This window comes from Akkermansia biwaensis (assembly GCF_026072915.1).
Lineage (GTDB): Bacteria > Verrucomicrobiota > Verrucomicrobiia > Verrucomicrobiales > Akkermansiaceae > Akkermansia > Akkermansia biwaensis.
The window spans coordinates 2,900,416-2,921,295 of record NZ_AP025943.1 but is presented as its reverse complement, the minus strand read 5'-3'; the positions used below and the strand labels follow the sequence as shown (position 1 = coordinate 2,921,295).

General features: G+C 48.8%; 16 protein-coding genes and 1 tRNA gene. 12 read left to right on the top strand and 5 right to left on the bottom strand.

Features of this window, described 5'->3' with window-relative positions; translation table 11 throughout:
* The first annotated feature begins 199 nt into the window (after positions 1–199).
* From OQH67_RS12040 to OQH67_RS11990, 11 genes are all read left to right on the top strand, one after another.
* Positions 200–985: a T9SS type B sorting domain-containing protein gene (locus OQH67_RS12040; RefSeq protein ID WP_251828294.1), complete on the top strand. Its 786-nt coding sequence runs from the start codon at positions 200–202 to the stop codon at positions 983–985.
* A complete protein-coding gene (locus OQH67_RS12035) occupies positions 976–1,617 on the top strand; it encodes a hypothetical protein (protein WP_251828295.1) in 642 nt (213 codons plus the stop codon). The genes OQH67_RS12040 and OQH67_RS12035 overlap by 10 nt, the downstream gene beginning before the upstream one ends.
* Before the next feature lie 3 nt (positions 1,618–1,620).
* A complete protein-coding gene (locus OQH67_RS12030) occupies positions 1,621–5,865 on the top strand; it encodes an RHS repeat-associated core domain-containing protein (RefSeq protein ID WP_257226996.1) in 4,245 nt (1,414 codons plus the stop codon).
* Positions 5,866–5,878: 13 nt separating this feature from the next.
* Positions 5,879–6,442, top strand: coding sequence for a hypothetical protein (locus tag OQH67_RS12025; protein ID WP_215437872.1), 564 nt, complete (start codon positions 5,879–5,881; stop codon positions 6,440–6,442).
* Between the two features lie 35 nt (positions 6,443–6,477).
* Positions 6,478–7,152 (top strand): RHS repeat-associated core domain-containing protein, encoded by a 675-nt coding sequence (locus OQH67_RS12020; protein ID WP_215711747.1) that lies wholly within the window; start codon positions 6,478–6,480, stop codon positions 7,150–7,152.
* A 654-nt stretch (positions 7,153–7,806) separates the two neighbouring features.
* Positions 7,807–8,151: a hypothetical protein gene (locus OQH67_RS12015; protein ID WP_215437869.1), complete on the top strand. Its 345-nt coding sequence runs from the start codon at positions 7,807–7,809 to the stop codon at positions 8,149–8,151.
* A gap of 60 nt (positions 8,152–8,211) precedes the next feature.
* Positions 8,212–8,634, top strand: a complete 423-nt coding sequence (locus tag OQH67_RS12010) for a helicase-related protein (protein WP_272501864.1) — start codon at positions 8,212–8,214, stop codon at positions 8,632–8,634.
* Positions 8,635–9,581: 947 nt separating this feature from the next.
* Positions 9,582–10,985: a reverse transcriptase domain-containing protein gene (locus tag OQH67_RS12005; protein ID WP_215433623.1), complete on the top strand. Its 1,404-nt coding sequence runs from the start codon at positions 9,582–9,584 to the stop codon at positions 10,983–10,985.
* A gap of 60 nt (positions 10,986–11,045) precedes the next feature.
* Positions 11,046–12,071: a DUF4917 family protein gene (locus OQH67_RS12000; protein ID WP_215433626.1), complete on the top strand. Its 1,026-nt coding sequence runs from the start codon at positions 11,046–11,048 to the stop codon at positions 12,069–12,071.
* Between the two features lie 263 nt (positions 12,072–12,334).
* Entirely contained in the window at positions 12,335–13,483 is a 1,149-nt protein-coding gene (locus OQH67_RS11995; protein ID WP_215433629.1) for an acyltransferase family protein, read from the top strand.
* A gap of 656 nt (positions 13,484–14,139) precedes the next feature.
* Entirely contained in the window at positions 14,140–14,616 is a 477-nt protein-coding gene (locus OQH67_RS11990; protein ID WP_215433632.1) for an NUDIX domain-containing protein, read from the top strand.
* Here OQH67_RS11990 and meaB read toward each other — a convergent pair.
* The 4 genes from meaB to OQH67_RS11970 form a co-directional block, all read right to left on the bottom strand.
* Positions 14,591–15,610, bottom strand: coding sequence for a methylmalonyl Co-A mutase-associated GTPase MeaB (gene meaB, locus OQH67_RS11985; protein ID WP_215433635.1), 1,020 nt, complete (start codon positions 15,608–15,610; stop codon positions 14,591–14,593). The two genes, OQH67_RS11990 and meaB, sit on opposite strands and share 26 nt — an antisense overlap.
* Before the next feature lie 20 nt (positions 15,611–15,630).
* Positions 15,631–17,109, bottom strand: a complete 1,479-nt coding sequence (locus OQH67_RS11980; protein ID WP_215433638.1) for a beta-N-acetylhexosaminidase — start codon at positions 17,107–17,109, stop codon at positions 15,631–15,633.
* A gap of 67 nt (positions 17,110–17,176) precedes the next feature.
* Positions 17,177–18,658 carry a beta-N-acetylhexosaminidase gene (locus OQH67_RS11975; protein WP_215433641.1) on the bottom strand — a complete coding sequence of 494 codons (1,482 nt, stop codon included), beginning with the start codon at positions 18,656–18,658 and terminating at the stop codon, positions 17,177–17,179.
* Between the two features lie 99 nt (positions 18,659–18,757).
* On the bottom strand, positions 18,758–19,123 hold the full coding sequence (locus OQH67_RS11970) for a hypothetical protein (RefSeq protein ID WP_215433645.1): 366 nt from the start codon (positions 19,121–19,123) through the stop codon (positions 18,758–18,760).
* Positions 19,124–19,251: 128 nt separating this feature from the next.
* Here OQH67_RS11970 and OQH67_RS11965 point away from each other — a divergent pair, with 128 nt between their 5' ends.
* Complete coding sequence (locus tag OQH67_RS11965; RefSeq protein ID WP_215433648.1) at positions 19,252–20,514, top strand: ISL3 family transposase; 1,263 nt, start codon at positions 19,252–19,254, stop codon at positions 20,512–20,514.
* Between the two features lie 184 nt (positions 20,515–20,698).
* Here the strand turns inward: OQH67_RS11965 and OQH67_RS11960 are convergent.
* Positions 20,699–20,773 (bottom strand) — tRNA-Gln (locus OQH67_RS11960).
* Positions 20,774–20,880 lie beyond the last annotated feature (107 nt).

The window sequence follows — 20,880 nt, the reverse complement described above, 5'->3', positions numbered from 1 at the left end:
TGTCCATGGCATGGAGAAGCTGATCATAAAAATGATATACTTATTTTTTGATGGAAAATATTCACCATGATTTCATAAGCAAACAGAAATTTTCAAATAAACTTTATTGACACTGGATCTGAATAATACTACTGGGGAAATGATCATAGAGAACTGCCCTCCTCTCATTTCATTATTAATCCCAACACCTTAATACCTTATGAACACACCCCATCGTTTTTCCTCCGGCCATCATTCTTCCGTTCCTGTTTACCGCAAGTGGTACTTTGGTTCCGGTGCAAAACAGTCCGGCTCTATTCGCGGTGTGCGGTCATCCGGTGCCCCGGAGCCCGATCCGCTGCCGTTTGAACCAATCCACGAAAAAGACAACCATAAAGTAGGTCCTCCCAGCACCTCGGCGGACGGGTACGACACCTACGGCACTTTCACCATTCCGGAAGGAGCCGATGGCAAAAAACTTTACGGCACCTGCTCGCTCTTCCTGGGGGTGGACGACTGGGGGAGCCTGGAGGTGAAGGACTCCGGCGGCAAGGTGGTGGCGCAGGTGGACCTGAAGAAAAACTCGCAGACGGAAGGCGAGCAGGGCGGCCACAAATACCACACGGGCACCGGCGGGGCGCAGCTGCCTTCCGGCACTTACAGCTGGGAAGTCAACCAGACCAACATCGACTACAAGCCTGAAAGCGCCAACGTCTCCATCTGCAACTACAGCATCGACGTGGTGCCGACGGAACCGGGCGGCCAAAAGAAACCCGATCCATGCCCGTGCGAGGGAGACACGTGCGACCATAGCGGCGGAACGCCGCCTTCCCCGTCGCTGGCCCGGTCGGGATCCGCGGCGGGTGTGAGAAGCAGTACATTGGGAGATTATTCCTCGGCAGGGTGCAGCGTGACGGCGGAAAGCACGGCCACGCTGATGTACTGGTCGTGCAACTTCGGGGCATTCAGGGGGCTGGGGGTATTCCCGCCGGAAGGGTGGAATTGAGGAGTGAGGAACATGTCTCCGGCCTGGAAAACCCGTCGTCTCTGGCTTACAACCATCCCTTGAACAGCCGTCTGGACGTTCCGGAAGGAGGCATTGTGCCCGGAGTGCGGTTTAATCTGATCCAGGGAGACCGGGTGATTGCGATGCGCTGCTACACCAACGGGTCCGTGCTGCCCATCGGGGTGGACACGTCGGGCGGCGGGCGTGCGGCGCTGGCCACGGTGGAAGGACAATCCTGCTTGCGCTGGGTGGTGGAAGACGGCAGCCAGTATCTCTTCTCGGCGGAAACAGGAACGCTTCTCTCCTACACCACGGCGGACAGGCAGGTCATCTCCAATGCCGCCACTTATCTGGACGTCAGGCATGCCCAGGACGGCTCCATCAGGCAAATCTGGAATCTGTGGGACGGCCTGCTCAACGTGGAAGATGTCACGGCTACGGGCTACACCATCGCGCTCTACACGCCGGGGCAAATCACCGGAACGGACGAACAGGGATTTTATACGGTCACGGGCGCTCCCTTCAAAACGTTTGCCCTCTCCCTTTCCACGGACGGCCAATTCACCATCACGGAACAAACGCCAGCCAGGCAGCCCTATGCCGTCACGTGGTGGAAAAACGGCCTGGCCTGAAACATGCGGAAGGGAACGGGGGAAGACGCGACTACAACCATCCGCACGCGCACGGAGGTGGAAGCGGAAGACTCGGTCTGGCAACTGGTGACGGAAGTTTCCAAAGGGGGCATCATAGCGGCGCGCACCTGCGCCATCTACCAGACCACGGACGTAGGAGACCTGTTGCTCACTCAAGTGGAAGGCTACCAAAGTCCGGAGGCGCAAACTACGCAATACGCCTACGACCAGTGCGGGAGGCTCAAAACAGAGACGGCTCCGGACGGCAGCCAGATCCACTACACCTATGACTTCTACGGCCGGCTGCTTACCCGCGACGAACCGTGGGCGGAAAGCGGGAGGCGCATCACGCGTTACACCTATGCGTTTTCGGGAGAGGACGACTTCAACAACGATCCCGCCACAGAAACGGTGGACCTGCTTCCGCTGGAAGGGCACATCAAAATACTGACCACCACCACTTACAAGTACACGACGGCCAACCACGTCAAAAGGACGGAAAAGCGGGTCACGGGGCTGGGCGTCACGGGCACGCGCCTGACGGCTACGGAACAATGGCTGGCCGGGGCTCCCGACGTCTACGCCCGCGGACGCACCCGGATGACCCGGGAAGTCAACGGCGTGCAAACCTGGCACGACTACGCGGCTACGACGGAACACGGCGCCCTCTACACGGAAACGGTGGAAACGCGCATCAACGGGGAAGCCGTACCGGGACAGAGCACGCGCACCACAACGTGGATCACGGCGGAAGGGCAGCGCGTCAGGGAGGAAAGCCACGTTCTGCTCAGCAGCGGGGAATGGGTCATCACAGACAGCTCCTCTTACGAATTCGACACGCAGAACCGATGGGTGAAGCGAACGGGGGGCAACGGCCGGGTGACGCAGCGCGAATTGATGTGCGACGGACGCCTGCTGTGGAACATTGATGAAAACGGCGTAAGGACCGACTACACATACGACACGGCGCGCCAACTGGTGGAAACCACTCGCTCGGCGGTGATGGACGGGGAAACCGTCATCACTCCGGAAACCATCACCACCTACACCCGGGATGCGGCGGGACGCATCCTCTCCACGCGCCGGGATACGGGGGCCATGACGACCCAAGAAAGCTCATTGTATAACCTTCTCGGCCGCACAACAACCACCACCGACGTCCTGGGCCGGATCACTACCTACGCCTACAGCCAGGACGGTTTGACGACGACGCAAACCGTTCCCTCGGGAGCCACATTCATCACGCGCCATGCACCGGACGGAACGGTCCTGGAAGAATCCGGTACGGGACAGCGGCATCTGGCTTACTCCATTGACTTGGCCAATGACGGTGTGCGGACCTTCACGAAAGCCGTGTCCGGTGAAACGGAAACCGAACTGCAGCGCAGCATTGTCAATGGAATCGGGGAAACCCTGCGCACGGGCGTCCCCAACACCGTCGGCGGAGTCATTTACACGAGAAACACCTACAACGCCAAGGGACAGCTCACCAAAACACAGACGGATGCGGGCAACGCGGCCACGACGATGGCCCCGACCCTGTGGGAATACGACGCCTTCGGCAACAGGACGAAAGAAACCTGGAAGCTGGCCGATCCGGCCACCGTATCCAACTCGCGCATCACTACGTGGAGCTACGGCGTGGAACAGGTAGAAGATGGTGTCTATCGCGTCGTCACGGCGACCAGGAACAACGGCCAGGGGACTATCTATGGCGAAACGCAGAAGACGCTGGTTTCCTCCCTCTCGCTCACGCTGGAAAGCAAAGTCATTTCCATCGATCCCAGAGGAAATATATCCACGCAATGGAGCGAATACGGAATAGGCGCCCTGCGGACACAAAAAAGCAGCATCCCCACTTCCAATGTTACGTCCACCGCTACAGTCATCGACGGGTTCACCACGTCGCAAACGGACCACGCGGGTATTACTTCCACGCAGACCCGCTCCTATGCGGAAACCGGCATCATCTACGCCAGCACCGACGGCCGGGGCAACACGACCACGACGAAGACCGACATCGCCGGGCGTACTGTCTCGGTCACGGACGCGGCGGGCAACACGACTTCTACCGCCTACGGTCCTTATTTCGACCAGCCTTCCGTGGTCACCAACGCGCTTGGGAACACGATGTGCTACAGCTACGATCTCCGGGGCCGCAAGACCGCAGAATGGGGAACTGCCATTCAGCCGGCTCTCTTCGACTATGACGAAGCGGACAGAATGACCAGCCTCACCACCTTCCGGGAAGACGCGGGTGACATCACCACCGATCCTACGGGACGCACGGACGGGGACCTCACCACCTGGAGCTACGATAACGCCACGGGCCTGCTCATCCGCAAAACCTATGCGGACGGCACCCATGAAGACACCGCCTACAATGCCCTGAACCTCAGATCCACGCTCACGGACGCGCGGGGTGTGGTTACCACTTGGGGCTACAACCTGAAAAAAGGAGTCAACAACTCCGTCTCCTACAGCGACTCCACGCCCGGCATCCAGTACGCCTACAACTACCTCAACCGGCTGACCCGGGTCACGGACGCTTCCGGTACGCGCACCATTACTTACACCCCCTACAACGAACCGGACACCGATAGCATCACGATAGAGGGAGTCTCCTACCAGCTCCAGGAAAACTACGACACTTACGGTCGATCCTCCGGCTATACCTTAAAGCAGGGAACGAACGTCCTCCAGGAAGTCAGCCAGGGCTACGCAGACGACGGACGGCTGGCCAGCGCCGGAATCATGCACGGGGGAGAAGAACAGACATTTGCCTACGGTTATCTGGCGGGAAGCAGCCTGCTCTCCAGCCTCGCGATGCCCAACGGCATCGTCAGGGAACTTTCTTACGAACAGCGGCGTGACCTGGCAGTGGCCATAAGCTGCCGTCTGGGGGAAACCGTGCTGGTCTCCCGCAGCCAGAGCTACGACGCATTGGGACGCCCGACTGCCCGCACCCAGCAGCGGGGAACCGAAGCAACTCGTACTGACAGCTTCAGCTACAACGGCAGAAACGAACTCACTGGGGCTACCTTGGGCACCGCCCCCTACGGTTACAGCTACGACAACATCGGAAACCGCAAGACGGCGCAGGAAATAGCCGAGGAACTCACCTACACGGCCAACAACCTCAACCAGTACACCCGCATTGAAGAAAGCGGGGAAACGCCTTTTGTGCCGACGTACGACGCCTCGGGCAACCAGACTCTCATCAAAACCTCAACGGGTATTTGGACGGTCGTGTACAATGCGGCCAACCGGGCGGTGAGCTTCACCAGCCGGGACGGAAACATAGTAGTGGAATGCGGCTACGACTACCAGGGACGCCGCTACATGAAGAAAGTGACGGTTAACGGGACGGTCGCCAGCCATGAGCGCTACCTGTACCGTGGCTATTTGCAAATAGCGGCATTGGATATGCTCAATAGCAAGAATGTGCACCGGACACTGTTGTGGGATCCACTGGAACCGGTGGCAACGCGTCCCCTGGCCCTGGTGCAGGAAAATGCCCTTTACTGCTATGGAATGGACTTTAACAAGGACGTCACGGAGGTGTTCGCTGGAGAGGGAGCTGTTGCGGCAACTTATGACTACTCTCCCTATGGGACTGTAACTGGTACGGGCAACCTTGTCCAGCCGGTGCAGTGGAGCAGCGAGATGAACGACCATGAATTGGCCCTGGTCTACTACAACTACCGTTATTACAATCCTGCAGACGGCAGGTGGATCAATCGTGATCCCATCGCGGAAGAAGGAGGTTGGAATTTGTATGGGTTCGTCGGGAGTAATAGTATTCTTGAAACGGATATATTAGGGACAGCTTGGTCGTCGCTGCAAACAGAGGCGGGAGCCGCATTGGCTGCCCGGCAAGCGGCAGAAGCTGCAGCAAAGGCAGCAGCCAGAGCAGCAGGAACAGCAATTGCTGCTGAAAGAAGTAAAAAGAATAAAAGGTGTGCAGAATTATATCGCGAAAAATCCGAAGCAAAAAAAGAGGCTAGGGGAAGTTCCTGTAAAAAAATGATAATTCCTGAATGTCCTACTCAAGATGAGTGTAACATTTTTAATGATCGATATGAAAAAATGAAAAGGTTCGCGGAGGCACGTAAGGCCTATGATGATGAGTGCTATCAAGGAGGTGACGCCGGACATCAAAAGCAAAGAGAAGGCTGGTTTGAAGGTGCCCAAAATTGTAAAAGTAAGTATGATGAATGTATTACTAAAATAAATCAACTAGTTTAATTATAATTAAATTATGGAAGAGAATTTTTATAAAGAGAAAATTAGAGAATTATACGATTTGTTTCCTGTTTATTCTCCTCCCTTTCCCAGCAATAGTTTGCATGATCTGCTTATTAATTCTGATGATGAAGTCTATAATTATGCCCGGCCTTTATTGGGATTAAGCTGGATAGAGGTTGATTGCAAATTTTGGTATGATTACGGAGATTATTTATTTTTTGCAACAGCCAAAGGGTTTTCTTATTTCCTACCTTCTTTAATAAAATGTTGTTATGGATGGTTTTTAGATCATAAAATTAATGTTGGAACAGCCATAGATTTTGTCTTGTATTGTATGGCAGATAAATTTGACAATGATGCAGAGTTCGAACATGTACTGACTCAGAATGACAAAGGATATTTGTTAAATAGGATCTATGAGGTTTTTTTATCCTATAATATTGATCAAATTCTTGCTGTAAAACAATGGATCACACAGGAAGAAGCATCCGATATGAGATTAAGTAAAGGTGCATTTAATGCAACTACATATCAACATATCTATTATATAATTAATGATGTTTTGAAGTCAAAATGAAAAAAGCGGCTACGACTACCAAGGGCCGCCGCTGCATGAAAAAAGTAACCGTCAACGGAACGGTCGCCAGCCATGCACGCTACCTGTACCGCGGCTATTTGCAAATAGCCGCGCTGGACATGCTCAATAGCCGAAACGTGCTTCGGACACTGTTGTGGGATCCCCTGGAACCGATTGCCACCCGCCCGCTCGCTCTGGTGCAGGATGCCTCTCTTTACTGCTATGGATGGGACTTCAACAAGAATGTGACGGAGGTGTTCGATGGGCAGGGAACTGTTGCGGCGGCTTACGACTACTCTCCCTATGGACAGGTTGCTTCCACGGGAGACCTTGTCCAGCCCGTGCAGTGGTCCAGCGAGATGAACGACGCGGAACTCTCCCTGATCTATTACAATTACCGCTATTACAATCCCGCAGACGGCAGGTGGATCAACAGGGATCCCATCGCTGAAGAAGGGGGATGGAATCTTTATGGGTTCGTCGGAAATAATTCTGTAGGCAGTATTGATAGAAATGGTTTATTTGTTGATCGTTTAGTGTCTGTAGCAATTTCTGCTGTTGTCGATATTGGATTTCAAGTTACTACTAATATTATAGAGGGAAAACCTGCAGATGACATCGATTGGGTTTCCGTAGGTGCTGCAGAGCGTTTATCTATTCCAACACTTCCTCCTCCCTCACCATCTAGGCCATGGCCTGCATTAAATTGAAAATTTAAGAGGTATGTCTGATATATTATGGGCTATTGTTTCATCATTTTTTATATGTCTGCTAAATTCAAAAACAAAAAAAGAAAATAAATTTTATAGAAAGAAAGAAATTCAGAATATAGTTAAAAAATATAAAATTAGCGCTGAAATCATAGGCTCATTATTTCTTATTGTTTTATGTGTACTCATTCTATTAGCTTTATACCAATCTGGCAAGTGTCCTGTGGTTGCTATATTCTTAAGTTCTTTATACACTTTATTATTGATGGTCTCTACGTCTATCCTTGTATACATTCTTTGCAAAATAAATAGACATTGGAATCCAGATGAAATTTACCTTGTAATTGCTATTCGAGCAAACATGTCTCTTAGACGATTGAAACAAGTACAGTTCTTTCTTTTAGGAATGTCTTGTTCAGGACTCATATATTCGACTATTTATTTAATACTAAACGGAATTATCTAATCTAGTCTTGTGTTGCATGATTTATCTGGATTCTTCGTGGCGGATCATTGAACAAGCATATTAAACTTTTGCATTTATCATTTGAATCCTATTATTGGAAAAGAAAAACGGTGTCACAAGGCTATTCTATATAATTCCGAAATTAATTAATAATATTTTCTTTTTTTATAAAATTAATCATCCATATTATGAATTATCCTGAATCTCCTTTAACTGGATATGAATATTTTGAATTGGTATGTGGATGTATTTTTGTAATCTTATTCTTAAGAAGCCTTGTTTGGATCAAAAAAAATACTCTTATTTTTTCATTTAATAATCTCCCCCTTTCAATTGTCAAAATTACAATTTATTTATTTTTGATTTCAGGAATATTTGGAGTTTTATCAACAATTTATTATGGTATAAATATAATATGGAAAAACTTTTCTAATGGGCTTTTGATATCATATATAACATTAATTCTTGCTTATCTTATTATAGTTTACGAATGTTTTAGAATAATAAAAATTTTAAAGGAAATTAAAAAATAAAAATCTGATTTCAAATTGAAATAATTTACAAAACAGATGGATTGACTTTTAAAAATAAAAGTGACTTTAAGATGTGCAATTGATAGACATCATTTCCATTCTGAAGGAAAAGAACGCATGGAGGCGCTCAAGGGATTCAAGGCCGGCAAATACGAAATTCTGGTGGCTACGGACGTGGCCGCGCGCGGCATTGACATCAGCGGCGTTACCCACGTCATCAACTACCGCGTTCCGGAAAACGCGGAAGACTATGTACACCGCATCGGCCGTACGGGCCGTGCCGAAGCCACGGGGGACGCCTTCACGATCATGACGGCGGATGAAGTGGACTTTGCCACCGCCGTGGAAAACTTCATCGGCAAGCCCATTGCCCGCAAAAAGCTGGAAGGCTTCAACTACACTTACTCCGCCCTTCTGGAAGACGAGCCCGTGCGCTCCGTCCGCAAGCCCAAGCACGCGGCTCCCAAGCGCCGCAGGCGCTAGGAATCACAAGGAACGGCGGGGAAGGAACCCTGTCCCAGCGTTTCCAGATAATAAAACTTGAGGGCGTATTTCTCATGGTGATGAGGGTCACTTCATGCACCATGCAGGCATTATCCAGAATTGGCTTTGGTTGTAATCGTCCGTGGACTGAACGGGAGCCCCCGTCCTGGACTGGGCTGAAAGTGGAGCAGCGGAACAAACGCAAAGCGCCAGAGCAGAAAAGAAAAACCGTTTCATGCCCGCTATTTAATATCAGCTAGGCGATGGTGTGAAGGAAAATCCTCCGAATCGCTTTAATGTACTAACATATATCTCTTTGTAAAAGCAATAGATCTTGACTGTTAAATGGTCGTCTCCTTCTTACTCATCGATAAGGAGGTGGAAGTTCTTCATATTCTATATCAATTTTCCAAAGTAATGAGTTTATAATGAATAATGTTAATTTTTTAACAGAGAAATAGGTGTTCAATTCCTGCTGGATTACCTTTCCCTCCCGCGGATTTGCTGTAAAAGGGAAAAGTCTTATGCTGAATGGTTAATCAACTATATAGGTCTCTATTAAAAATTAATTGGAGAAAAAAGTTGAATATTTTTCCAAAAGTAGATATACTAAGCTCACGCCATGAAGGCTATTATTGCAGTGAATGGCCGAATGCTATTGATGTCAATGATTATTGTTGCACCATCCCAGAACATGGGAGCGAGCATCACGGTCAAAGACATTATGGGAATATGGAAGCGGTTCATGCGGCTCATTCTAATGACTGTATCAATCGTACCCATAACTTCATTATAGCTTAATGCAAGATTCGATAACAGGGCTATGTTTAAGCTTGCTTTTACATAGAATGTTTTGTTTATAGGAGAGGAGTTTGATCTATGTCACAGGCTCCCCTGAAGACCTGAGTATAATTTGTATGCTACTCCTCTCCTATAGAGACTGAATAATGAATCTTTCTAATAATTATCAACATAAAATAAAAGCTTATATTCACTGCGATTTTCCTGTTGGATTAAAAAAAGCTACAGAAATTATAAATTCTGATATATCAAAACATCGCTTTAGGCCATTTTTTGGATATAATATCTTTGTTGAGAAGATAAAAAAGCTAAAATCAGAAGAATATTTTTCTTTAAAAAAAGAGCGTCCAGATGGAATTATTTTTATCAATGATTCAAAATTTTTAATAAAAAAAATAAAAAATCGTCCTATAAAATATGCATCTCACCAAGATTCTTGCATTTATTCTAATTTTGCATGTATTCTAGAAATTCCTTATGAAGAAGAGATAAGAAAAAAAGGTCTTCATCTAACTGTTTGTGCTTATAGAAAAAATAGAGGAAGTAACTATAAGATAGCAGCAGAAGCTTTCAGTTATATTAAACCTCTAGAAAATTATATAGTTGGAACTTTTGATATAAGAAGTTTTTTTGATAATATAGACCATTCATTATTAAAGGATAAAGTTTTTGATTTATTAAATAAAGAATCAAAAAAATATTGTTCAAATAAGGAGATATCAAGTATATTAAAATCGCTTTGTCAGTACTCCTATATAGATCTAGATGAAAATATAACTGATAATACAACAGTCAAAACATTTATAAATGATCGTAAGTTACATGGATATAAAGTTGCTTTCGAAATAGATGAATTTAGAGAGTTATGTAAAAATAGAATTATTACCAAAGTGAATAAATATTCACATGGAATCCCTCAAGGTTCCGCCGCTAGCGCAATACTCTCAAACATATATTTGCTAGAATTTGATGCAAAATTACAGAGTGCATTGAAAAAAATAAATGGGATTTATAGAAGATATAGTGATGACATTTTCATTGCTTTTCCTGCAAATTATAATTCTTCCCGTGATGAAATCAATACCTTGATAGAATTAGAACTTTCTCAATTAAAGCTTGAGATTCAAAAAGAGAAAACATGCTGGTATAATATACCAGAATCTTTTAGAAAAGGGAAAATGATTAACTATTTGGGATTTTCCTTTAATGGAAAATATATCTATATTAGAGAATCGTCACTTAATCGATATTTTCTCAAGATGAAAAGAGGTGTTAATCGTGCGAAAATAAGATTTAAAGAATACTGTACGCGGAAAAATCCTAATGGGGATAAAATGTATACTTCCAATCTTCTTAAAAGATATACTTGTTCCATTTGGGTTTTACCTAAAAGGAAATTTAAAAGAGGAACAAAATTATATTATTCTGAAAATAAAAACTTTATTACATATGCACATTCATCAAATATTGAATTTCATAGAAATAAGATTAGAACAAAAATAAGAAAGCAAATTAGAAATCATGTAAAAATTTTCAATGATTTATTTTGAATTATTTTAAGTATGGAATTCTGTTTGTTTTTATTATAGAAATTCATCCAGTATGGTTTTATGATAGACAATATTATAACATTTCAAGAAGCAATAGAAAAATGTGAAGGACAAGGAAAGCATATTCTTCTGGGTAATGGATTTAGTATTGCGTGCAAAAAGGATATTTTTCTTTATGAAAAATTATTTGAAACTGCCGATTTTAAAAATAATATACGGCTTAGGGAAATATTCAATTTACTTAAGACGTATGATTTTGAAAAAATCATACGAATTCTTAATGACACGACAATAATATTATCTTCCTATACTGATGATTCCTCAATAATTAATCAGATGCAATACGATGCAAAATCATTAAAAGAAATACTAATTCAAACTATATGTAGAAAGCATCCTGATTTTCCCAGTGAGATAAAACAAACAGAATATGAATCCTGTCGTTCTTTTTTATCAAATTTTGATAGAATTTTTACTTTAAATTATGATCTTTTACTTTATTGGACAATGATGAATTCTTTGGAAGATACAAGTAAAAAACAAAATTTTAATGACGGTTTTGGTAAAATAAAAGACATTAATGATTATGTAGTTTGGGATTCAAAAAATAATGCAAGTGTATATTTTTTACATGGTGCCTTACACATATTTGATTCTGATGACGAGATTAAAAAATTTACATGGATTAATACTGGTAAAAGATTAATTGACCAAATTAGAAGTGCATTAAACAGTAATAAATTCCCCATTTTTGTATCTGAAGGAACAAGTAAAGAAAAGAAAGCTAAAATTTTTCATAATGCATATCTAAGTAAAGCGTATAGAAGCTTTGAATCTATAGGAAAAAATCTTTTTATATTTGGCCATTCTTTAGACGAAAATGATTCTCATATTTTACATATGATAGCTTCAGGAAAAATAGAAAATGTTTATATAAGTATATATGGGGATGGGAATAGCTCTTATAATAAGAAAATTATTTTAAATGCAAATAAATTAAAAGAAAAAAGTATAGAATGCCGGAAAAATAAAATTCTTCTAAATATTCATTTTTACGATGCAGAAAGTGCTCATGTTTGGGGATAGTTAAATACTTTATTCTTTACTCTTTCTATTTGAAATTTTATTTCCCTTCATTTTTTTTCTGTTTCTTTTTTTTCATTAGTAATCGTACAAATCCTAAAACTTCAATTAGTTTAACGAATATATTTTAGAAATTTATTAATGATATGAGAAAAAAATCTGGGAAGTTAAACAATACATATTGTAACGTTGGAAAACCGAAAATATGGACCATTGTAGCAACTACCATTCATAGACGACCATCTTTTAGATTCCGGAATTTATTCATGTCAGAAACACAACTCTCTACAGCTACGCTTCCGAATACAAAACCGCATTATCATATTCTCGACGGGCTGCGTGGGGTAGCGGCCATCATGGTGGTATGGTTCCACATTTTTGAGGCTTACGCGACCAGCCATTTGGATCAGAATATCAATCATGGTTATCTGGCGGTCGATTTTTTCTTTATCCTGTCCGGGTTCGTGATCGGCTACGCTTATGACGACCGCTGGGGGAAGATGGGGATCAAGGAGTTCATCAAGCGCCGGGTGATACGCCTGCATCCGATGGTGGTGATGGGGGCCGTCATCGGGGGGATCATGTTTTATTTTCAAGGCTGCTCCGTGTGGGATGTGTCTACGGTGACTGTTCTGGCTCTGTTTATCGCCACGTTCATCAACGCGTTGTTGATTCCGGCCACGCCGGGAACGGAAGTCCGGGGGTTGGGAGAGATGTACCCCTTGAATGGTCCCAGCTGGTCCCTGTTTTTCGAGTATATCGGAAACGTTCTTTATGCCTTGTTCATCCACAAGTTTTCCACCAAGGCTCTTGCGTTGCTGGTTTTTGCCGCCGGCTGCGGGCTGGCCGCATTTGCCATTCTGGGGCCGTACGGTGATATTTGTGCAGGATTTTCCCTGACCGGGACAGAGTTTACCGCGGGATTCCTGCGGCTGATGTTTTCCTTTTCCGCAGGATTGCTCCTTTTCCGCATGTTCAAGCCTGCCCGGGTGAAGGGCGCCTTTTGGATATGCAGCCTCTCGATCGTCGTTCTTCTGTCCGTGCCGCGCCTGGGCGGGGCAGAGAATTTATGGATGAATGGTTTGTACGATACGGTCTGTTTCGCCCTGTTTTTCCCGCTTCTCGTCTATCTTGGGGCCTCCGGCAAGACGACCGACAAGTACACGACGCGTATCTGTAATTTCCTGGGAGACATTTCCTATCCCCTGTATATGGTCCATTATCCGTTCATTTACCTGTATTATGCCTGGGTCAAGAATGAGGAGCTTACCTTTTGGGAGTCGTTTCCCGGTGCGCTGGGTGTGGTCGTCGGGAGCATTGTATTAGCTTATGTGTGCTTGAGATGGTATGATATACCTGTGCGGAAGTATCTGATCGGCCGATTTTTAAAGCCTAAGAACAGTGTGAAGGGGTAGGGGGGCTTTCTTCATCAGCATCGGGAAAGGAACCTGGCACATTGTTTCATCTCCTGCTGTGCAGGGGGACATGCATGGTCCTTGGAACGGTCTGCCGATTTCCTGTTGACTGATTGCAAATGATGCCACCTGTTGAGGCGGGAAAGGGAGAAGAAGGCGGCTGTTTCATTTTTGTCCCGGCATGGAAGGTGAAGCATGATCAATTCGAGAAGCGGACATGATTTTTTCCTGCCGCCGCTTTCATTCGTCTTTCCCCTTCCTTGTTTCTTCCACAGTCCATTTCCCGTGTTCCATTGGCTGCATGCACTGTTCATGTTCAACTTCTGCACTCTCTCAATTTGTCAGAATCATCCGTTGCTGTGTTACAAGGCGGAAGTTTGTGGAGGCCGATTTTTTTCCTTCAAGAGATGGGGCATCATCGGCAATCCTTTTTTACCGTCTTTTCATTGCTCCGAATTCCCGCGGTGTTGTTCAGTTAGTTCTCCGTTACCATTTCCTTTCATCCTGAACAATTTTTCACGGGCTGTATTTTCCCATTTGAAGGCAGGAATTTATGGAGAACCGGAGAGCCTTTTCACGTTTTATGTCCTGTAACAGCACTTTTATTACAGGAACATGTCTGGAAATGCCGGGGGGGTTGTGTTAGGACGAGGGACATGGAAAGATTATATCGTCCCAATGTGGCGGGGTTGATGATCCGGGAGGACGGAAAGCTGTTGATTTGTGAGCGTTCCAGGGAACCCGGAGCCTGGCAGTTTCCCCAGGGGGGGATTGATCCGGGAGAGACGGCCCTGGAGGCCGTGCACCGGGAGGTTTGCGAGGAGGTCGGTTTTTTGCCTTCCCAGTATTCCATTGAAGAGTCCCGCGGGGGGTACCGTTATGATTATCCGCCGGAGGTACTCGATTACGTCCGGAAGAAGAGGGACCAGCCTTTCGTGGGGCAGGAACAGGAGTATTTCCTGTGCCGCCTGCACGCGGACGCTCCGGAACCCACGCTGGATTACCGGGAGTTCTGCGCCTTCAGGTGGATAGACCCGCAGGAGTTCAGGCTGGAATGGCTGCCGGATTTCAAGAAGGAGGTGTACGCCAGGGTTCTGGCGGATTTCTTCAATGTCCGGGCAGAGGGTAGGTGAAGTGGCTCAGCAGGTCGTGGGCGGCGGAGACGGGGTCCATTTTATCCGCCGCCACCATGTTTTCCAGAATGGGCATGCGTTCCGCCACGGCGGGATGCTGCTCAAAGGAGGTGAGGAGCGCCTCGTGCACCAGCGCCTGCACCCATGAGAGGGACTGGTTCCTCCGGCGGTTGTACCAGAAGCCGGATTCCTTCATGCTGTCCCGGAAGCGGAAGAGCGTCTCTTCAATGGTGTCCAGTCCGCGCCCTTCCAGGGAGGAGCAGGTGAGGACGGAGGGCGTCCAGCCGGGCGTGGGGCTTTGGAGGTAGTGAAGCACCATTTTCAGTTCCTGACAGTGGGCGGCGGCGCGCTGGCGGTTGTCGCCGTCGTCCTTCGTGACGACGAGGATGTCCGCCAGTTCCATGATGCCGCGCTTGATGCCTTGAAGGTCGTCCCCGGCCCCCGTGATGAGCAGGAGCATGAAGATGTCCACCATGGAGCGCACCGTGGTTTCCGACTGGCCCACGCCGACGGTTTCAATGAGGATGACATCGAAGCCCGCGGCTTCGCACGCGATCATGGTTTCACGCGTTTTCCGGGCCACGCCGCCCAGGGAGCCTCCGGACGGGGAAGGGCGGATGAAGGCGTTTTCTTCCCCGGAGAGCTCTTCCATACGGGTTTTGTCCCCCATGATGGAACCTCTGGAGACGGAGGAGGAGGGGTCGATGGCAAGGACGGCCACTTTGAAGCCTTTTCTGCACAGGTAGGTGCCGAAGGCCTCGATGAAGGAGGATTTGCCCGCTCCCGGAACGCCCGTGATGCCGATCCGGACGGCATTGCCGGAGTGGGGAAGGAGCTTGGAGATGAGTTCCCGGGAGGCTTCCTGGTCCCTGGCGGCGTTGCTTTCTATCAGGGTGATGGCCCTGCCCAGCAGGGCTCTGTTTCCGGAGATGACCCCCTGGACGAGTTCTTCTACGGAGGGGCGGTGGGGGCGTATTATTTTGATGCTGCTCATGAGAAAGGGATACGGAGTGTTTATTTGAAAGGAGGCTCGTTTTCCTTCGTTCGTTCCAGATCGTAGTTGAAGCGTTTGAGGACGAAGGCGCGGTGATCCGCCACCTTGCGCCGGAAGTTGTCCCAGGAGCGGACATTCATCGGGGTCCATCCCGCTTCCGCAATGGCCATGGCCCGCGGATAGGTGCGGTAAAGGAGGTGGTTCAGCGTGGGGAGTTGTTCCGCCCACATGGTGGCCTGCACGCCGATGATGTGGTCCGTTTCCTTTTCCGGCCTGCCGTAGGCGGGGTCCAGCTTGTAGCTTTGTTCCAGCGTGGTGGTAGGCATCCAGCCGCGGTTGTCCTGGCCGGGGATTTGCGGGTAGTCCAGGTAGCAGTGTTCCCCAGCGGCGATGATGAGGGGAAGCCCCTGTTTTTTGGTTTCCGTGATGGTGGAGGGCGTCAGCCCCATGCGCCAGGTGAAGACGGTGTCCCCCTTGCGGTAGATTCCGGCTTCCGCCCACGGCTTTTCATACCAGAGCTGGGGGCGTTTTCCGCGCGCGGCAAGCATGGAGGCCATTTTTCCCTCAAATTCCTTCAGTTCCTCGTGAACGTCCTTCATACCCTTTTTCTGGCGGTACTTGACGCTGAGGGGGCATTTTTCCCAGGTTTTTTCCAGAGGAGCTTCGTCACCGCCCAGATGGACGATCTTTGACGGGAAGATGTCCTTGAGGGCATCAAAGACGGCGGAATAGAATTTCCAGATTTCCGGCTTGTGGGGGCAGACCAGGTGCAGGCTGACGCCTCCGGTGGTGCGCACTTTCGTGCCAGGGTCCGGGAAGCAGAAGAATTCCGGATAGGCCGCAGCCAGGGCCTGGTTGTGGCCCGGAAGGTCGATTTCCGGAATCACCTCGATACCGCGTTCCGCACAGTAGGCCACCAGTTCTTTCAGTTCCTCCCGGGTGTACATGCCTTCGTGGGGCGTGCGGTTACCAAAGCTTTCCGCCCTTTTGGAGGCCACGCTTTTCAGTCTGGGATAGCCGGGAACGGGCAGCCGCCAGCCCTGGTCGTCCGTCAGGTGGAGCTGGAGCTTGTTGAATTTGTAGTAGGCCATCAGGTCCGCGAATTTTTTCAGGTCCGCCAGCGGGATGAAATGGCGCGCGGGATCCACCATCAGCCCGCGCCAGGAGTAGCGCGGCTTGTCCTTGATGACGCCGCAGGGGATGCCCTCCGGCTGTGCGGCAAGCTGGTCCTGGAGCTGGCGGAGGGTGGCCTGTCCGTACAGCCTGCCTTCCCGGCCGCCGGAAGCCAGATGCACGCCGCCGGGGGTGACGGCCAGCCGGTAGGCATCCTTGCCCAGGGAAGCTTCGGCCTTGTCGGAAAGAAGCTTGAGCGTTTTGGTGGTCTGCGGTTTCAGTTCCGTGCGCTCCGGCTCCGGAATAATGCTGTATTTGTCCGCGGCTTGAGCCATGCCAGCGACGGAGAGAAGAGTACAGGCCAGAATGCGGAGGAAGCGGAACATGAAGGGCGGTGATTTCCGGAACTATTCTACCATGATGAACCGTGCGTGATAAGGAAAAACAGCGGAATTACTTTTTGTTTTCCCAGCGGAAGGGCGGTTCGTTTTCCTTCGTGCGTTCCAGATCGTAGTTAAAGCGTTTGAGGACGAAGGCGCGGTGATCCGCCACCTTGCGCCGGAAGTTGTCCCAGGAGCGGACGTCCATCGGGGACCATCCAGCTTCCGCAATGGCCATGGCCCGCGGGTAGACGCGGTAGAGCAGATGATTCAGGTCCGGCAGGTGTTCCGCCCACGCTGCGGCGTGAACTCCCCGTATATGTCCGGTTTCCTGCGGGGATTTGCCGAAGGCCGGGTCCAGTTCATAGCATTTCCGGAGCGTGGTCGTCCGCATCCATCCCCAGTTGTATTGTCCCTGTATCTGGGGAAAGTCCAGGTAGCAGTATTCGTTGGAGGCCATGATCAGGTTCAGTCCGGCCTTTTTCGTCTTGTCAATGGACTGGCGCGCCTGGTCCTGCCGCCAGGCGTACACTGTTTCCCCCGGGTGGTAGATTCCGGCATTTCCTTCGTACCAGAATTGCGGCGTTTGCCCGTTTTTGGCGAGAAGGGCAGTCATCCGGGCGAAGAAGGCCCGCATCTGTTCCTGCTCGTCCCTCATGCCGGCCCTGGCGCGCGCCTGACGGCACAGCGGGCATTTTTCCCAAAGTTCCGTGGGTGCCTCGTCGCCGCCCAGATGGACGATTTTTGACGGAAAGATGTCCTTGAGCTCCTTGAAGACGGCCGCATAGAATTTCCATACTTCCGGCTTTTGCGGGCAGACCAGTTCCTTGCTGTTTCCGGCCACGGTGCGGACTTTCATGTCCGGTTTGGGGAAGCAGAAGAATTCGGGATAGGCAGCGGCCAGGGCTTCGTTGTGGCCCGGCACGTCGATTTCCGGAATCACCTCAATGCCGCGTTCCGCGCAGTAGGCCACCAGCTCTTTCAGTTCCTCCCGGGTGTACATGCCTCCATGGGGGATTCCGTCTCCAAAGGTTTCCGCCCTTTTGGAGGCCACGCTTTCCAGCCTGGGATAGCCGGGAACGGGCAGCCGCCAGCCCTGGTTGTCCGTCAGGTGCAGATGCAGTTTGTTGAATTTGTAGTAGGCCATCAGGTCCGCGAACTTTTTCAGGTCCGCCAGCGGGATAAAATGGCGCGCCGGGTCCACCATCAGTCCGCGCCAGGGGTAGCGCGGCTTGTCCTTGATGACGCCGCAGGGGATGCCCTCCGGCTGTGCGGCAAGCTGGTCCTGGAGTTGGCGGAGGGTGGCCTGTCCGTACAGCCTGCCTTCCCGGCCGCCGGAAGCCAGATGCACGCCGCCGGGGGTGACGGCCAGCCGGTAGGCATCCTTGCCCAGGGAAGCTTCGGCCTTGTCGGAAAGAAGCTTGAGCGTCCTGGTGGCCTGCGGTTTCAGTTCCGTGCGCCCCGGCTCCGGAATAATGCTGTATTTGTCCGCGGCCACGGACGGAAGGATCGCGCACAACAAAATTCCGGCAAATATGGAGAGAAGATGTTTCATGTTTCCAGTATAAGCCGCTCCCGGGAAAAGTCCGTCAAAAAATGTCGATTTTAAATCAGATGGCTCTTTTTATGGCTCAAGATATTGTGACGACACGATCTAGGGCAATTGTCTGAAAGCCGGAGCGCACATGTCAGCGCGGGTGATTTTACCGTTGCTGATTGTCAACTGTAGCATGACGACTTTGACGGTATCTGTCATAGATTGTTCCAGATCGATTTCGATCAGGGTATCGGAATAGCGCGTATTTTTGACGTTTATATTGCAGCAGCTGCGTTGGATGGCATTAAACTTGCTTGTCAGATAATCGACATAGGTATCTGCTCCGCGCATGGTATCAAAGACCCATTGTGAGGCGTATTCAAAATCAGCGGCTAATACATCACGAAGTCCGTTTGTAGAGCGTTTTTCCCATGCGTTGGCAACGAGTAAGGCTATTTTTTCAGCGGTGTGTAAGGCAGACATAGATACATTAATTTGGAATCAATTTAAATTTTATCGGAATCATCTACTTTAATCCTATCCCGCTTCAGTTATTTGAATTTTATCCATCTGGTCATTGGATAAGAAAGGCTCATCGTCACAATCGGTGGATGACCCCACAAAAGAACCGCAAGGAAAAGAACGATTCGTTGAAAAACAAGTTGGGCATGGAGGGACGTATTCCTACCATGCCCGCTGTGTATCATAGAAACTTCAAAATACTCTACACCACAGGCACCCCTCAAGCCACAACTTCACGTGTAGAATACATTACCACTCGTCCTATTACCTGCCCTCAATGTCGTAGTCGTACACTAAAACTCTACGACCACTACTCGCGCAAAGCCGCCTTCATCAATCATGAAGGCGTCAGAAGAACATTGCTCATCAAAGCAAAACGCTACAAATGTCAGCGCTGCTCCCACCTCTTCCGGGAACCCATGGAAGGCCTCCTCCCTAAAAAGCGATCCAGCGAACAATACAGGCAAATGATTGCCCATGAATACTGCAAAAACGTCAACAACAAAACCATTGCTCGTGAATTCGGCCTCTCCCAAAGCACCGTAGAACGCATCATCCACGAACGTTTCCACCTCAAAATCAAAGAAGCCCTCAACTACCCCGCGCCCCTCATGATAGGTATCGACGAACACACCATCCACAAAGGACGAACATTCGCCACCACCATCGCCGACCTGGGCAATCACCGCATCTACGACATCATCGAAGGCAAATCACTCACTCAAATAGAAAGAAACTTAAAACGTTATAAAAACAGAGACAAAGTACAAATGGTCTGGATGGACCTAAGCTCCAGCTACAGAAACATCGTGCGCAAATGCTTCCCCAACGCCAAAATAGTAGCAGACCGCTTCCACGTCATCCGTATGATCCAGCACCACTTCATGGAATTCTGCAAACAGGCCCAACAAACCATACGCTGGCAGCGCCCCATCATCCATCCTCTCAGAAAAAAAGCCAGCAACCTCACCCCGCGAGAAAAACAAACCTTACATCAACTCTTTGAACTCAATCCTGCCATCCACGCCTGTCACACCTTTAAGGAACAACTCTGCGACCTGTTGAGACTTAAAACTCAAAACATCAAACAATGCCGCAACAACCTGCGCAAACTCAAGGAAATGATGGACTCACTCACTCACCATGCACCTGCGGAAATGAAAAAAATAGGTATCACCATCAGAAAATGGTTTACGCCCATCATCCGCATGTGGCACTTCGTCCAAAACAACGGCATCACGGAAGGCTTCCACCGAAAAATGAAACTCATCCAACGACGAGCCTACGGCTATCGAAACTTTCAAAACTACCGCTTGCGCGTGCTGGTTGAATGTGGTGGATTTAATCGATGAAAAACGCTCCAAAATTCCTCTTCCCACCGATTTTGGGGTTGACCCATAAGAAAACGTCATAAAAGCTTAACATTCCAATTTCACCATCTAACCGAACAACAGACTATTCTATCTTACCTGATGGCCAAAATCGTCCAAGTCGCTTTTCAGTGAGCTAAGATCCCTTTTTTAATTGAAGAAAAACTGGCAGCCCCACCAGGACTCGAACCTAGAAATACTGAACCAAAATCAGGTGTGTTACCAATTACACTATGGGGCTGTCTGCTCAGGCATTCCTGCCGTTGCGGGCCGCAGTAAACCACACGGGGCACAGTCTGGCAAGAGAAAAAATCCGAAAGGCGGGAATATGCTGCTCCGCCGATGTCT